Origin of the sequence: Marinobacterium iners (assembly GCF_017310015.1) — a bacterium.
Lineage (GTDB): Bacteria > Pseudomonadota > Gammaproteobacteria > Pseudomonadales > Balneatricaceae > Marinobacterium > Marinobacterium iners.
This window is the reverse complement of sequence record NZ_CP022297.1, coordinates 330,048-344,333: the sequence shown is the minus strand read 5'-3', so window position 1 is coordinate 344,333 and position 14,286 is coordinate 330,048. Positions and strand designations below refer to the sequence as shown.

The window sequence follows — 14,286 nt, the reverse complement described above, 5'->3', positions numbered from 1 at the left end:
AGGAAATTTCCATGCTGCATCTTCTGATCGTCCTGCTGTTTATTGCCATATTGATCGCACTGTTCAGCAGTCTTTGGTCTCTGCTTCGACGACCTTCAGCCGATGGCACCACGGCCAATCGCCTGCTTTGGCGTGTCATTTTCAGCGTATTGCTGATACTGCTTCTGGTCTACGGTTTCAGCAGCGGCCGTCTTCGCTCACATGCTCCCTGGCAGAGCTCAGAGCACATACACAAACAGGAACAGCCCAATCCAGACCACATCCACAAAATGCCAGTACCAGGCCACCGCTTCAAAACCGAAGTGCTGGCGTGAGCTGAAATGACCCAATACCACGCGCCCCAGAATGATCATCAACATCAGCGTACCCAAGGTGACATGCAGACCGTGGAAGCCGGTCAGAATAAAGAAGGTGGCACCGTAAACACCGGACTGCAGCGTCAGTCCCAACTCCTGATACGCATGCACATATTCATAAGCCTGGAAGCCGATAAAAATCAGACCCAACAGAATTGTCAGCGTCATCCAGCGGCGCACCATGATCAGCTCGTCTCGCAACAGGGCCTTGTGTGCCAGTGTCAGAGTAAAGCTGGACGTCACCAGCAGGCAGGTATTGAGCAGCGGTATGTGCCAGGGGCTGATGACAGCTTCAGGTCCGGGATAACGCGCACTGTCGGGTGGATTGAACAGTGGCCACTCTGCCACAAATCCGGGCCAGAGCAGCTCGGTTACCCCCTTGTCACCTTCACCTCCCAACCAGGGAAGCGCCAGCACACGCACGTAGAAAAGAGCGCCAAAGAAAGCGGCAAAGAACATCACTTCCGAGAAGATGAACCAGCTCATACCCCAGCGAAAGGAACGGTCCATCTGCTCGGAATACAGCCCGCTGCGGCTTTCATGAATCACATTGCCGAACCATCCCACCAGAATCAGCCCCATCATCAACGCCCCCGCCAACAACAGCGCGACGCCAAGCCCACCTCCCTGCTGCGCACTCAACGCATTCATCAGGGTACCGGCACCATAGGCCAACAGGAAAAGTGCAATGGATGCCAAAATCGGCCAGCGACTTTGCTCAGGCACGTAATAGGTTGAACTGCTCATAACGATTGCTCCTTTTCAACCTGCTCTGTTGATGAAATCTCCGGCGAGATATCAAACAGGGTGTAGGACAAGGTCAGCGAGCGGATATGCTCCGGCAGGTTCTTGTCGACCACAAACAGCAGCGGCATTTCGACCGATTCACCAGACTGAAGGACCTGCTGCTCAAAACAGAAGCAGTTCACCTTATGCAGATAGCGCGCAGCCTCTGCAGGAGCAACCGACGGGATAGCTTGCGCCACCATACGCCGGCCGGTCGGGTTGGTTGCCATAAAGGCTGTCTGCTTCATCTCTCCCGGGTGGGTGAGAATCAGATTCTGCTGCGGCCCGAATTTCCAGGGCATTGCCTCGTTATGAACCGCAATCAATCTCACCCTGATCTCTCGACTGGTATCCGCTTCCGATGCCGCAACCGGGCCGGTATTGGTAATCTTTCCGTTTAGCCCCGTCACTTCACAAAACACGTCATACAAAGGGACCAGCGCAAAGCCAAAACCGAACATCAGCACACAACCCAATACCAGCCGCCTTACCAGCCTGCGATTGGCTGCTTGCGGGCTCATCGCAGCGACTCCGGCAGTTTCGGCGGCTCGGCAAAGGTATGGTAAGGCGCCGGTGATGGCACTTCCCACTCCAGCCCTTCGGCACCTTCCCAGGCTCTGGCTTCAGCCTTGCGGCCACCGCGTACACAGGCGATCACGTTCCAGACAAAGGTCAACTGTGACAGGCCAAACAGAAAGGCACCCACCGAGGCCACCATATTGAAGTCGGCAAACTGCAGTGCGTAATCCGGTATGCGGCGTGGCATGCCGGCCAGCCCGATGAAGTGCATGGGAAAGAAGGTGATATTGACGCCAATGAAGCTCAGCCAGAAGTGAAACCGACCCATGCGCTCATCCAGCATGTGACCAGTCCACTTCGGCAACCAGTAGTAGACACCTGCCATAATGGCGAAAACGGCCCCCGGTACCAGCACATAATGGAAGTGAGCCACCACAAAGTAGGTATCGTGGTACTGGAAATCCACCGGTGCGATCGCCAGCATCAACCCCGAAAAACCGCCGATGGTAAACAGCACTACAAATGCCAGCGCAAACAGCATTGGCGTTTCGAAGGTCATCGAGCCGCGGAACATGGTAGCCACCCAATTGAACACCTTCACCCCGGTAGGCACGGCGATCAACATGGTGGCATACATGAAGAACAGTTCACCGGCCAGCGGAATACCGACCGTGAACATGTGGTGCGCCCAAACCAGAAACGACAATATCGCGATCGAAGCGGTGGCATATACCATGGAGGCGTAGCCAAACAGACGCTTGCGAGCAAAGGCGGGAATGATCTGGCTGATAATGCCGAAGGCCGGCAAAATCATGATGTAGACCTCGGGATGACCGAAGAACCAGAACACATGCTGGAACAGCACCGGATCCCCACCGCCACCAGCATCAAAGAAACTGGTGCCAAAATGGATATCCATCAACATCATGGTTACCACCCCCGCCAGCACCGGCATGACCGCAATCAGCAGGAAAGCGGTGATCAACCAGGTCCAGCAGAACAGTGGCAGTTTCATCATCGTCATGCCCGGTGCCCGCATGTTGAGAATCGTCGCAATAATGTTAATCGCGCCCATGATCGAACTGATTCCCATCATGTGAATGGCGAAGATGAAGTAGGTCACGCTCGGCGGGGCATAGGTCGTCGACAGTGGCGCATAGAAGGTCCAGCCGAAGTTTGGCGCCCCTCCCGTCATAAACAGGGTCGAGATCAGCATGGCAAAAGCAAATGGCAGGATCCAGAAGCTCCAGTTATTCATTCGCGGCAGCGCCATGTCCGGGGCACCGATCATCATCGGTATCATCCAGTTGGCCAGCCCCACAAACGCCGGCATCACCGCCCCAAACACCATGATCAGCCCGTGCATAGTGGTCATCTGATTGAAGAAGCCCGGCTCAACCAGTTGCAGCCCCGGCTGGAACAGTTCGGCGCGGATCATCAGCGCCATGGAGCCACCCACCAGAAACATCAAGAGGCTGAACCAGAGGTACATGGAGCCGATATCTTTATGGTTGGTGGTAAACAGCCAGCGCCCGAGACCACTGGCTGGGCCATGATGCTCATCTGAATGCGTTTCCAGAGTGGTATCCAGAGTACTCATTGCTCACCCTCCCCATCGGCCGACTGCAACAAGCGCGAGATCTGAGCCGGTGATACCGCCTCACCCAAGCTGTTGCCCCAGGCATTACGCTCATAGGTGATCACAGCGGCCAGTTGAACGGTGCTGAGCTGATCACGAAACGCCTGCATGGCGGTACCCGCCTTGCCGTTCAGCACGATATCGATATGTGCAGACACATCACCCAATGCGACTGGACTGCCCTTCAGGGCAGGGAAAGCACCCGGTACCCCCTCACCGCTCGGCAGGTGACAGGCCGCGCAGGCCTGCAGATACACCTGCTCGCCCTGCTGCATCAACTCATCCAGTGTCCAGCTGCGCTCAGCAGCCTGAACCTGAGCCTCTTTTTCTGCCCGAGCCGCCATCAGCCAGACATCAAAGTCTTCTTTGCTGACCGCTTCGACCACTATTGGCATGAAGCCATGATCCTGCCCACAAAGCTCGGCACACTGCCCCCGGTAGATACCCGGCTCATCAATGATGGTCCAGGCCTCATTGATGAAACCGGGAATCGCATCCTTCTTGACGGCCAACGCCGGCACCCACCAACTGTGAATAACATCGTTGGCGGTCAGCAGAAATCGGATCTTGGTGTCCACCGGCAACACCAGATGTCGGTCAACCTCAAGCAGATAGTTTTCCTGCTTTTCAGCGACATTGGTGATCTGCCCGCGCGGGGTCGACATGTTGCTGAAGAAGCTCAGCTCATGATCCAGATAGTCGTAACGCCACTTCCACTGATAGCCGGTAATCTGCACATCCAGTTCAGCTTCGGACGGATCGTACATTTTGATCAGGGTGGCAGTTGCAGGAACAGCCATACCAACCAGTATTAGCACCGGTATCAACGTCCAGATTACTTCAACCAGTGTATTTTCATGAAAGTGGTGGGCCTTGGCCCCTCGCGACTTGCGGTGATGAAAGATCGACCAGAACATGACACCAAACACCACCAGTGCTATGGCGACACAGATCCAGAAGATTGTCATGTGAAGGTCATATACCGAACGGCTGACATCCGTGACACCGGGTGTAAGATTGAGCCCCCATTCCGCACGCAAAGATGCAGGTGCCAGCAGCGCCAATCCAACCCCTGAGCCGATGGTTTTTATTATTCTAAGTCCCATCTCCAGGTCTCCCCGTCTTGGCCTGCGGCCAGGCTCACAATGCTGTCCGACAGGCGATCCGGTATCTGGAGTATAGCAGCCCTGAAAAAAGCGCAAGCGCAATGATCTGAGTCAAACACCCGCCAGACTGAGCACCCACCACACCAGCAGGATCACACCCAGCACAAACACCAGCGCCAGGAGCAGGCCCGCCAGGACATAATGCAGCGGGCGCCCCTGGCTGAAATCATGCTCACGATTACGTTCAGACTGCACACCAAAGAAGGCTGCCAGCACGCTCAGCAACGCCTGCAGCCAATCAGGCTTGTTTGCCATGATAATCACCTCAATTGAGGTATAGCTGACAAACACACCAAACGGCCAGTGATGGTGAAGAGCAGATGGCAAAAACGGGCCGAAGCCCGTTTTAAGAATCAGTGGCGATGTTTAAAGCGGCGCCAGCACCACAGCAGTGGTCCAGAAAGGGCATACAGCAGGAACAGCAACCAGAGGAAAGTAGAAGTACTGATCGAAATGACCCCCAGAACCAGCGCGATCACCGCCAGAATCCAGAACGGTACCTTGCCCTTAAAGTCAATATCCTTGAAGCTGTAATACAGCACATTACTGACCATCAATACACCGCACAGCGCCACATAGAACGCCACCAGATAGGCGGTACCACTCATGTCGAGCTCGTATTCAGCACACGTCCAGACAAGCCCAGCCACGACCGCTGCCGCAGCAGGACTTGGCAAACCGATGAAATAGCGCTTGTCGACCGAACCGATCTGAGTATTGAAACGCGCCAGCCGCAATGCACCACCCGCCGCAAATACGAACGCGGCAAAAAAGCCCAGTTTGCCAAGATCGAACAGCAACCAGTTATACGCTACCAGCGCCGGCGCCACTCCAAAGGAGACCATGTCGGCCAGCGAGTCATATTCGGCACCGAATGCGCTTTGAGTATTGGTCATGCGAGCCACTCGTCCATCCAGCCCATCAAGCAGCATGGAAACAAATATGGCAATGGAAGCAGGTATGAACTGTCCGTTCATCCCAGCAACGATGGCATAAAAACCCGAAAACAGGGCGCCGGTGGTAAACAGGTTTGGCAACAGGTAAACACCACGGTGACGCTGGGCACTGTTGTCTTGATGCTCACTCTCATCTCTCGGCGATTGTTGCTGATCACTCATTCAAGGCTGCCTCTTTGGTGTAACCGGAAGCCTCATTCTACCCGACAGCAAGGGCCAAACCCAACGCTCCGAGAAGATCAGACCATCCCAGTCCCACCATCATCCTTGTAGGCATTGGCAAGATTATTAAACAGCGCCCGGCTGATACCGGTAATCGCCATGAATTTGTCCAATTCCTGTGCCAGCAAGGAGCTCTGATAGGACTCCTGCATGATGATCAGGCAGAACCCCGTTACACCGTTAACCGCCTTCATCATCAACCCCATACGCAGGGCATCACCGGCATAAACCTGTGTCAGGATCGGTACCAGATGTTTCTTGATCAGCAGGGTACCACTGGCCATGAACTCGACCGGTAACTTGACCTGGACATGTACCTCCCCCACCTTGTGCATACTGGCGGCAAAATTTGCATCGTAGGGACCACTGAAAATGGTTTGCAGCCAAGCCAAGTGAGTCGCCTTAAGCCCTTCGACGCGCCCTTCAAGATAAGGCACTGCCGCCGGTATCTGCTGCAATTCGTCATAGAATTTTTCGGTCACCTCCGCCAAATAGGGAAGCAGCCGGCTTCCCTCCTGAATCAGCAGCTTTTCGTCTTCAGAATCAAACCCGGAATTCAGCTTCCCACGCTGGCACAGGGTGGCAAAATCTGTCTGGCTCATCAGGTACGTCCTTGCATGTGTTGGCTCGGGGTCACTCCCGGCGACCCTCGAAAGGGGCGCTATTTTCTCACGCCAACCACAAATATCAAGGTTTGCTAAACTAATACAAGCCACTGTTATTTAAAGAGAACAATCAATGCCTCACTTGTATGTCGCTTTGACTCAGTCTGACGACACACCTGTTTTCTTGCGATAAGCTGCCGACAAGTTGGCATAGAGCGCTTCGCTGATCCCGGTCACATCCATAAACCGTTCCAGTTCGTGTTCGCGGTAGGAAACCTGCATGATGATCAGGCAGTACACCGTAACACCGTTCACGGCTTTCATCAGCGTACCCAAGCGTTCCGGGTCATCACGGAACTGCTGTGCCAATACAGGAATAAGGTGTTTGCTGATCAATCCAATGCCACTGGCCATAAAGCGCTCAGGCAGGCGCACCTGTACATGAACAACACCCACCTTATGCATGTACGCGGCAAATTCATCGTCATAGGGACCAGTAAATATCTTTTCAAGCCACTTCCGATGAGTCGCTTTCAGCGCATCCAGTCGCCCTTCAAGGAAGGGCATTGCTTCGGGAATCCCGGCCAGTTCCGCATAAAAGGCATCCGTCACGGAGTCCAGCTCTGCCATCAATTGAGGCAGAGCACGTGATAATTCATGCTCATCCTGAGCATCAAAGCCGGCAAACAGCTTAGCCTGTTGATTCAGGTGGGAAAAATCGATTTGTCGCATTAAACACATCCTTGCAATGGACCCTGCACACAGTGGAAGAGCCCTTTCCAGAAAAGACTGATTTTGACTTGTTATGGTTCGAAACGTCTATCACTTAAGAGTCACCCAGCTGTGGATGAATACAGGCGCCGGGTGACGGGTGCAGGGGGAATTCGATTCAACTCAGGCCGCATGGCCATGATGGCTGCGATAGGCGGCCGCCAAATTATTGTAGAGCACTCGACTGATGCCGGTTACCTCCATGAAACGCTCCAATTCATGGCCGCGGTAGGATTCCAGCATGATCAACAGACAAAAACTGGTAGCGGCGTTGAGCGCCTTGAGTACCTGACCGATTTTACCCACATCATTGGCATAGATTTCAGGCAACAACGGAATGAGGTGTTTGTTGATCAAGCCGATACCACTGGTCATGAACTTCTCTGGCAGCTTCACCTGCACATGCACCACGCCAACATGGTGCATATAGGCAGCAAAATCGGCATCGTAAGGGCCGGTAAAAACCTTGCTGAGCCATGCACTATGGGTGGTTTTCAAAGTATCGACACGCCCTTCCAGAAACGGCAGGGCTTCTGGAATGGTTTGCAACTCGGCGTAAAAAGCATCGGTGATGGCGGAGAAGTGTGGCTGTAGCCTGGAGGCCTCCTGAACCAGGATCAGTTCATCTTGCGGCTCAAACCCGGCATAGGCCTTCGCCTGCTCACACAGAACGGAAAAATCGACATTACTCATGATGGACGCATCCTTGACTGTTGGTAGCACAAGCACATCCGGTTACAGCCTAAGGGCCGGGGCGCACTACCAAGCGTTTTATTTTTATTAGTGAAGCCATTCATAGCACGCCCATACCGGAGTTCAAGTTTCCGGAATCCACTTCACGACCTGGATCAAGAAAAGTGGTTCTTCCTCTAATACTTTGGCGTAATAAGAACAAGGCCCAAGCAAGGCCGAGCCTGTCACTTTACTACGCATGGGTGACACAAGCAGATGCCGTGCCAAAACCCTGCGGGAATTATGGTTATCAAGGATGACAGGGATATTGCAGCAGAAAGAAGAGAAGACAGTTCAGCTTTTGCGTCAAACCGGTGCAAGCAGCACCGCTGGTGAGCACCGCAGCACCGAAACAAAACTGCCGGGCAAAGCCCGGCAGTTGATCTAATCACACAATCAAATGCGGGATCAGTTCTTTTCTTTGTCGACCAGCTTGTTGGCAGCGATCCACGGCATCATTGCACGCAGTTTCTCACCGGTCTGCTCGATCGGGTGAGCAGCGTTATTGCGACGACGGGCTGTCATTGACGGGTAGTTGGTCGCGCCTTCGCTGATGAACATCTTGGCGTACTCACCATCCTGGATGCGCTTGAGCGCGTTACGCATGGCCTGACGTGATTCTTCGTTGATCACCTCAGGGCCGGTTACGTATTCACCGTACTCGGCATTGTTGGAGATGGAGTAGTTCATGTTGGCGATGCCGCCTTCGTACATCAGGTCCACGATCAGTTTCAGTTCGTGCAGACATTCGAAGTAGGCCATTTCCGGTGCATAACCGGCTTCAACCAGGGTTTCGAAACCGGCCTTGACCAGCTCAACACAGCCGCCACACAGAACAGCCTGTTCACCGAACAGGTCGGTTTCAGTCTCGTCCTTGAAAGTGGTTTCGATGATGCCGGTACGACCGCCGCCTACGCCTGAAGCGTAAGACAGAGCAACATTCTTGGCGTTGCCGGACGCATCCTGGAAGATCGCGATCAGGTCAGGGATACCGCCGCCCTTGACGAATTCGTTACGCACGGTGTGACCCGGTGCCTTCGGAGCAACCATGATCACGTCCAGATCCTTGCGCGGCTCGATCTGGTTGTAGTGGATGGAGAAGCCGTGAGCGAAGGCCAGAGTAGCGCCCTGCTTGATGTTCGGCTCGATCTCGGCCTTGTACAGCTGGCCCTGGAATTCGTCCGGAGTCAGGATCATCACCAGATCGGCAGCGGCAACGGCGTCAGCCACGTCAGCCACTTTCAGACCGTGGGCTTCAGCCTTGGCACGGGAAGAAGAGCCGGCACGCAGACCAACAGTTACATCAACGCCGGAATCGTGCAGGTTGCACGCATGAGCGTGGCCCTGAGAGCCGTAGCCGATGATGGCAACTTTCTTGCCCTGGATGATGGAGAGATCACAGTCTTTATCGTAATAAACCTGCATGGTTCTGATCCTTTGACTTGAATGGAGTGATTAGGTGCATCTAGCCGTGATGACTATAGCAATGGCGCCTACATTAAGGGATAGGAATCATTGCGTAAAATGATATATTTGCAACATCATATTTCATTTAAAGAAACATAATGGATACCCGTACCCTGCGCCTGTTTCTGAGCTTGGCCGACACCCTGCACTTCGGTCGCAGCAGTGAAGCCTGCCATGTCAGCCCCTCAACCCTGAGTCGCGCCATCAAGCAACTGGAGGACTCGCTGGGCGTTGAACTCTTCCTGCGTGACAACCGCAGCGTCCAACTCACGCCCGAGGGAATGCGCTTTGCCCAGTACGCCCGCGAAGCGCTGCAGCAGTGGGAACAGGTACGTCATTCACTGCTGGAAAGCGCCAGCGAACTGCAGGGCGAGATCAGCGTATACTGCTCGGTCACTGCCAGTTACAGTTTTTTGTATTCACTGCTGAGCCGGTTTCGCCAGCTGTACCCACGTGTCGAGATCAAGCTGCATACCGGCGACCCCGAACATGCCATCGCCCGGGTGCAGAGCGGTCGTGAAGAGATCTCCATCGCCGCCCGCCCCGCTCACCTGCCGACCGGGGTGGCCTTTCGGCCCATCGACCGCACCCCACTGTTGTTCATCGCCCCTGCCAGCGAGCCGAGCGATACCCTCGGCAGTGAAGCACAGTGGAGCCGCCAACCGATGATCCTGCCGGAAAGCGGTATCTCACGTGATCGCGTCAACCAGTGGTTCAGCCACCGCCATATTCAGCCACGCATTTATGCCCAGGTCGCCGGCAACGAAGCGATCGTCAGCATGGTCAGCCTGGGTTTCGGCATCGGCGTGGTACCCCAGATCGTGCTGGACAACAGCCCTCTGGCAGATCGGGTACGGGTGTTGCCGGTATCACCGGCACTGGAGCCCTACGAAATCGGCCTGTTTGCACTGGAGCGCAAACTGCGCTCACCGTTGATCCGGGCGTTCTGGTCATTGCTGGATAATGGCTCTGTCACGGATTAACCCCTACACTGCCGGCTGAACTTTCAAAGAGGCCCCCGCTCCATGACACCCGACATGCTGTTTGTGTTTGCCACCCTCGGCATTACCATCGCCCTGTTTGTCAGCGATCGTATCCGCATGGACCTGGTGGCCCTGATGGTGGTGGTTGCACTGGCATTATCCGGCATCATTACCCCCGCCGAGGCGGTGGCCGGCTTCGGGGAGCCCGTGGTGATCATGATCGCCGCCCTGTTCGTGGTCGGTGAAGCACTGTTTCGCACCGGCATCGCCGCTGCCGCGGGCAACTGGTTGCTGCGCATGGGCGGCAGCAGCGAAACCCGGCTGCTGCTGTTTCTGTTACCCGTGGTGGCGCTGCTGTCCGCGTTCATGAGCTCCACTGGTGCCGTTGCACTGTTGATTCCTGTGGTGCTGAGCATGGCACGCCGCTCCGGCATGCAACCCTCACAGTTACTGATGCCGCTGGCCTTTGCCGCCCTCATCGGCGGCATGCTGACGCTGATCGGTACACCGCCCAATATTATCGTCAGCAGCCAGATGCGCAGTGCAGGCCTTGAGCCGTTTGGCTTCTTTGACTTTACCCCATTGGGGCTGGCGATTCTGATTGCAGGCATGGGCTATCTGATTCTGGTGGCCCGCAAGCTGCTGCCCGAACGAGCACAGCAACTGGCGGAAAACACCGCACCGGGCGTCGCCGCCATCAGCGGCCGTTATGCCCTGAGTCGTCAGCTACACAAGCTGATGATCACGCCCGGCAGCCCATTGGCGCAGAAAACACCGGCCGAAGCGGCACTGCGCACTGAATATGATGTCACCGTGATCGCCATCTCCCGCAGTGGCGGGCTGCTCTCCAGTTTAGTGCCGGTACTGAGCAACACCCGCATGCAGTATCAGGATCAGTTGATCGTATATGCCGACGAAGCACGGCTGGAACACCTGTGCGAAACACTGAAGTTGAAGCGGATGGGGTTTCCGGCGCGGGAGATAAGTCAGCTGGAACGTCAGTTCGGTATGGCCGAAGTACTGCTGCCCCCTGAGTCACCGCTGTGTGATCGTTCAATAAAGGAAGGACATTTTCGCGAGCGCTATGGACTGAGCGTGCTGGGTATCCGCCGAGACCAGGCCGCCATGGATACAAGTTTTACCGAAACTCAACTCACACCCGGCGACACCCTGCTGCTGGCCGGCAGCTGGGAGCAGATCCGCAGCCTGCAGGGTTCGCGCGAGCTGGTGGTATTGCAGACACCTGCCGAGCTGGAAGAGATCCCCACCCACGGCAACCGTGGACCGGTTGCTCTGATTATTCTGCTGGCAATGCTGGTTTGCATGACCACGGGCTGGCTAGACAACCTGTCCGCCATTCTGCTGGCAGCGCTAGCGGTGATCCTCACCGGTTGCGTATCACTGCAGGAATCTTACCGCTCACTCAACGCCACCAGTCTGATCTTGATCGCTGGCATGCTGCCGCTGGCACTGGCAATGGAGCGCAGCGGCGCCCTGGCCTGGGTAGTTGAACACCTCGTCAGCCTGGTCGGCGACAGCAGTCCGCTGGTTCTCTGTGCCAGCCTTTTCATGCTGACCTCCTTGCTGAGTCAGTTCATCTCCAATACTGCCACTACGGTCCTGCTGGCACCCATCGCTATCACTACCGCCCAGCTGACCGGCGTCAACCCAGAACCGGTGATGATGACCGTGGCTATTGCAGCCTCGACCGCATTCGCCACCCCCATCGCGTCACCGGTCAACACCCTGGTACTGGCCCCGGGCAACTACCGCTTTGCCGACTTCGCCCGGGTGGGTATTCCGTTGCAGCTGTTGGCACTGGCGCTCACGTTGATACTGACACCTCTGCTGTTTCCGTTCTGATAGCAGCGCTAACCAAGCTGTCGATACAGGAAACTGACCGAACGCGACCATGCCAAGGCTGCATCATCGGCGTCATAACGGGCGCCGGTAGGGTTGGCGAAGGCATGGTCCGCCACATACCAGTAAACGTTCAGCCTATCGGCTTTGCCGGCTTCGGCCATGGCCCGCTCGAAGCCGCCCACCATCGCTTCGTCGATACTCTTGTCCAGCGTTCCGAAATGACCCAGCACCGGCCCTCGCAGGCGTGACAGCTGTTTTGGGGTACGGGTGACATTGCCGTAATAGATGATGGTCGCGTCGACCGGGGTTTCCATGGACGCATTGAGCGACCAGCCGCCGCCAAAACACCATCCCATGGTAGCGACCTTGCCATTACAGCGCTGGTGCCGCCGCAGCCAGTCGATCCAACCGGTCAGTGTGTCTGTTGCCTCTTCTTCATTGACCGCCTGCATCAGTGCCATTGCATCCTCACGGGTATCAGCAACACCGCCTTCATAAAGATCCACCGCCAGCGCCATAAAGCCTAAATTGGCAAGCTCAGCCGCCACCGCCTTGATTTGGTCATTCAGCCCCCACCATTCGTGAATCAGCACCACCGCAGGAAAAGGCCCATCACCCTCGGGCATGGCCAAGTGTGCCTGCACCTTGTCGCCGCCTCCCAGTGCCAGCTGCACTGACCGAGTTCGGTTGCCCGCTGCTTGCGCAAGCAACGGGTCCGCCAGCACCACTGCCAGTGGCAGTGCCAGCATCCCCTTCAGGAAACTGCGTCGCTCTTCACCGGTTGCCCGTGGAAGAGGCTGGCCCGACTGCGTGTTGCCACACCCCTTGATATCACACATGCCCGTTCTCCTTGTCGTCCTGTGGTGTGTCTCACTATAGACCACACACTGCTTCAGTCAGCTGTACGCGATCAACTCATAAAACTGATCAGGCTCAACCGCCCTGTTTAACCGCAGTTGCAAAAAAAAACTTTTTTTTGCCAGTCTTTTGTTCCATATTCACGCTTTGAATCCGTCCGCTGCATTCGCTGCCGGACACACCGTGAGGCACTCTTAAGCCTCCACCATTCACAGCGTTGCCGGAGACCCATGGCGATGAAAAAAGTGTTCAAGCAACTCGGAAAACTGCTCCCTGGCATGTTGCTGGCGGGAGCCGCATCAGCGCAGGAACTCAACGTATACAACTGGTCTGACTATATCGCTGAAGACACACTGGCGCGGTTCGAACAGGAGACCGGAATCAAGGTCGTCTATGACGTTTATGATTCCAACGAGGTGCTTGAAGCCAAACTGCTGGCCGGTCGCAGCGGCTATGACCTGGCGTTCCCGACAGCACGCCCTTTTGCCGACCGTCACCTCAAGGCAGGCCTTTATCAAAAACTGGACAAAGATAAGCTGACCAATCTGGATAACCTGGATCCGGTCATAATGAAGTCACTGGCCGACATCGACCCGGACAACCAACATCTGGTGCCTTATATGTGGGGCACCACCGGCATTGGCTACAACGTAAAGAAGGTGCGTGAGATTCTGGGCGATGAGATGCCACTGGATACATGGCGCCTGGTGTTTGATCCGGAAATCGTGGCCAAACTGGCCGGCTGTGGCGTGACGCTGATGGACGATCCGACCGAAGTATTTGTCGCGGCACGTGCCTATCTGGGCGAGGATACCACCGACTTCAGCAAGGCTGCACTGGAAAAGGCGGCTGCAGCCGTCATGGCCGTACGTCCGAATATTCGTTACTTCCACAGCTCGCAGTACATCAACGACCTGGCAAATGGCGATATCTGTGTAGCCCACGGCTACTCCGGTGACATTCTGCAGGCCCGTGACCGTGCGGCCGAAGCCGGCAACGGGGTTGAAGTGGCCTATGCTGTACCCTCCGAAGGTGCCGTGGTCTGGACCGATGTGATGGTGATTCCGGCGGATGCACCGCACCCGGATACCGCGCACCAGTTCATCAACTTCCTGCTGCAGCCGGACGTCATCGCACCGATCACCAACTATGTTGCCTACGCCAACGCCAATGCGGCGGCTACAGGGCTGATCGACGAAGAGATCCGCAACGATGCCGGCATCTATCCGCCGCAGGAAACGCGTGAAAAGCTGATCGTGCTGAAAACGCCGACAGAACGTCAGATTCGCGACATGAACCGCAGCTGGACCCGAGTCAAAACCGGCCGCTGAACCCAGTCGATCACCTGAACCTGAGATGCCCC

Annotated in this window: 15 protein-coding genes; 4 read left to right on the top strand and 11 right to left on the bottom strand. The window is 55.8% G+C overall.

Annotated elements, in window-relative coordinates:
- The first annotated feature begins 11 nt into the window (after positions 1 to 11).
- Positions 12 to 314 carry a DUF2909 domain-containing protein gene (locus tag CFI10_RS01695; protein WP_091827905.1) on the top strand — a complete coding sequence of 101 codons (303 nt, stop codon included), beginning with the start codon at positions 12 to 14 and terminating at the stop codon, positions 312 to 314.
- Here CFI10_RS01695 and CFI10_RS01690 read toward each other — a convergent pair.
- The 10 genes from CFI10_RS01690 to ilvC all read right to left on the bottom strand — a co-directional run bounded on the left by CFI10_RS01690 (position 219) and on the right by ilvC (position 9,177).
- Complete coding sequence (locus CFI10_RS01690) at positions 219 to 1,103, bottom strand: cytochrome c oxidase subunit 3 (protein ID WP_206838579.1); 885 nt, start codon at positions 1,101 to 1,103, stop codon at positions 219 to 221. The genes CFI10_RS01695 and CFI10_RS01690 overlap by 96 nt on opposite strands.
- Positions 1,100 to 1,663 (bottom strand): cytochrome c oxidase assembly protein, encoded by a 564-nt coding sequence (locus tag CFI10_RS01685; RefSeq protein WP_206838574.1) that lies wholly within the window; start codon positions 1,661 to 1,663, stop codon positions 1,100 to 1,102. The genes CFI10_RS01690 and CFI10_RS01685 overlap by 4 nt, the downstream gene beginning before the upstream one ends.
- On the bottom strand, positions 1,660 to 3,261 hold the full coding sequence (gene ctaD, locus CFI10_RS01680; RefSeq protein WP_206838570.1) for a cytochrome c oxidase subunit I: 1,602 nt from the start codon (positions 3,259 to 3,261) through the stop codon (positions 1,660 to 1,662). The genes CFI10_RS01685 and ctaD overlap by 4 nt, the downstream gene beginning before the upstream one ends.
- Positions 3,258 to 4,406, bottom strand: coding sequence for a cytochrome c oxidase subunit II (coxB, locus tag CFI10_RS01675; RefSeq protein ID WP_206838568.1), 1,149 nt, complete (start codon positions 4,404 to 4,406; stop codon positions 3,258 to 3,260). The genes ctaD and coxB overlap by 4 nt, the downstream gene beginning before the upstream one ends.
- Before the next feature lie 111 nt (positions 4,407 to 4,517).
- Positions 4,518 to 4,721 carry a DUF2970 domain-containing protein gene (locus CFI10_RS01670; protein ID WP_091827909.1) on the bottom strand — a complete coding sequence of 68 codons (204 nt, stop codon included), beginning with the start codon at positions 4,719 to 4,721 and terminating at the stop codon, positions 4,518 to 4,520.
- A gap of 98 nt (positions 4,722 to 4,819) precedes the next feature.
- Positions 4,820 to 5,584 (bottom strand): CDP-diacylglycerol--serine O-phosphatidyltransferase, encoded by a 765-nt coding sequence (gene pssA / locus CFI10_RS01665; protein ID WP_091827910.1) that lies wholly within the window; start codon positions 5,582 to 5,584, stop codon positions 4,820 to 4,822.
- A gap of 77 nt (positions 5,585 to 5,661) precedes the next feature.
- Positions 5,662 to 6,246, bottom strand: a complete 585-nt coding sequence (locus tag CFI10_RS01660; protein WP_206838565.1) for a protoglobin domain-containing protein — start codon at positions 6,244 to 6,246, stop codon at positions 5,662 to 5,664.
- A gap of 162 nt (positions 6,247 to 6,408) precedes the next feature.
- Positions 6,409 to 6,981 (bottom strand): protoglobin domain-containing protein, encoded by a 573-nt coding sequence (locus CFI10_RS01655; RefSeq protein ID WP_206838562.1) that lies wholly within the window; start codon positions 6,979 to 6,981, stop codon positions 6,409 to 6,411.
- 162 nt (positions 6,982 to 7,143) lie between these two features.
- Entirely contained in the window at positions 7,144 to 7,713 is a 570-nt protein-coding gene (locus CFI10_RS01650; RefSeq protein ID WP_206838559.1) for a protoglobin domain-containing protein, read from the bottom strand.
- Between the two features lie 447 nt (positions 7,714 to 8,160).
- Positions 8,161 to 9,177 carry a ketol-acid reductoisomerase gene (gene ilvC, locus CFI10_RS01645; protein WP_091827914.1) on the bottom strand — a complete coding sequence of 339 codons (1,017 nt, stop codon included), beginning with the start codon at positions 9,175 to 9,177 and terminating at the stop codon, positions 8,161 to 8,163.
- A 140-nt stretch (positions 9,178 to 9,317) separates the two neighbouring features.
- On the opposite strand from ilvC, the gene ilvY reads away from it, so the two are divergent.
- Both ilvY and CFI10_RS01635 read left to right on the top strand, forming a co-directional pair.
- Positions 9,318 to 10,202 (top strand): HTH-type transcriptional activator IlvY, encoded by an 885-nt coding sequence (ilvY, locus tag CFI10_RS01640; RefSeq protein WP_206838556.1) that lies wholly within the window; start codon positions 9,318 to 9,320, stop codon positions 10,200 to 10,202.
- 42 nt (positions 10,203 to 10,244) lie between these two features.
- Positions 10,245 to 12,065, top strand: coding sequence for an SLC13 family permease (locus CFI10_RS01635; protein WP_206838539.1), 1,821 nt, complete (start codon positions 10,245 to 10,247; stop codon positions 12,063 to 12,065).
- A gap of 8 nt (positions 12,066 to 12,073) precedes the next feature.
- Here CFI10_RS01635 and CFI10_RS01630 read toward each other — a convergent pair whose 3' ends face one another.
- Positions 12,074 to 12,904: a dienelactone hydrolase family protein gene (locus CFI10_RS01630; protein ID WP_206838534.1), complete on the bottom strand. Its 831-nt coding sequence runs from the start codon at positions 12,902 to 12,904 to the stop codon at positions 12,074 to 12,076.
- A 255-nt stretch (positions 12,905 to 13,159) separates the two neighbouring features.
- Between CFI10_RS01630 and CFI10_RS01625 the strand changes: the two genes are divergently transcribed.
- A complete protein-coding gene (locus CFI10_RS01625) occupies positions 13,160 to 14,254 on the top strand; it encodes a polyamine ABC transporter substrate-binding protein (protein ID WP_206841840.1) in 1,095 nt (364 codons plus the stop codon).
- Positions 14,255 to 14,286: the final 32 nt, after the last annotated feature.

Coding starts and splice junctions, on each gene's coding strand:
- CFI10_RS01695 (WP_091827905.1), top strand. CDS start 12: ATGCTGCATCTTCTGATCGTCCTGCTGTTTATTGCCATATTGATCGCA.
- CFI10_RS01690 (WP_206838579.1), bottom strand. CDS start 1,103: ATGAGCAGTTCAACCTATTACGTGCCTGAGCAAAGTCGCTGGCCGATT.
- CFI10_RS01685 (WP_206838574.1), bottom strand. CDS start 1,663: ATGAGCCCGCAAGCAGCCAATCGCAGGCTGGTAAGGCGGCTGGTATTG.
- ctaD (WP_206838570.1), bottom strand. CDS start 3,261: ATGAGTACTCTGGATACCACTCTGGAAACGCATTCAGATGAGCATCAT.
- coxB (WP_206838568.1), bottom strand. CDS start 4,406: ATGGGACTTAGAATAATAAAAACCATCGGCTCAGGGGTTGGATTGGCG.
- CFI10_RS01670 (WP_091827909.1), bottom strand. CDS start 4,721: ATGGCAAACAAGCCTGATTGGCTGCAGGCGTTGCTGAGCGTGCTGGCA.
- pssA (WP_091827910.1), bottom strand. CDS start 5,584: ATGAGTGATCAGCAACAATCGCCGAGAGATGAGAGTGAGCATCAAGAC.
- CFI10_RS01660 (WP_206838565.1), bottom strand. CDS start 6,246: ATGAGCCAGACAGATTTTGCCACCCTGTGCCAGCGTGGGAAGCTGAAT.
- CFI10_RS01655 (WP_206838562.1), bottom strand. CDS start 6,981: ATGCGACAAATCGATTTTTCCCACCTGAATCAACAGGCTAAGCTGTTT.
- CFI10_RS01650 (WP_206838559.1), bottom strand. CDS start 7,713: ATGAGTAATGTCGATTTTTCCGTTCTGTGTGAGCAGGCGAAGGCCTAT.
- ilvC (WP_091827914.1), bottom strand. CDS start 9,177: ATGCAGGTTTATTACGATAAAGACTGTGATCTCTCCATCATCCAGGGC.
- ilvY (WP_206838556.1), top strand. CDS start 9,318: ATGGATACCCGTACCCTGCGCCTGTTTCTGAGCTTGGCCGACACCCTG.
- CFI10_RS01635 (WP_206838539.1), top strand. CDS start 10,245: ATGACACCCGACATGCTGTTTGTGTTTGCCACCCTCGGCATTACCATC.
- CFI10_RS01630 (WP_206838534.1), bottom strand. CDS start 12,904: ATGTGTGATATCAAGGGGTGTGGCAACACGCAGTCGGGCCAGCCTCTT.
- CFI10_RS01625 (WP_206841840.1), top strand. CDS start 13,160: ATGAAAAAAGTGTTCAAGCAACTCGGAAAACTGCTCCCTGGCATGTTG.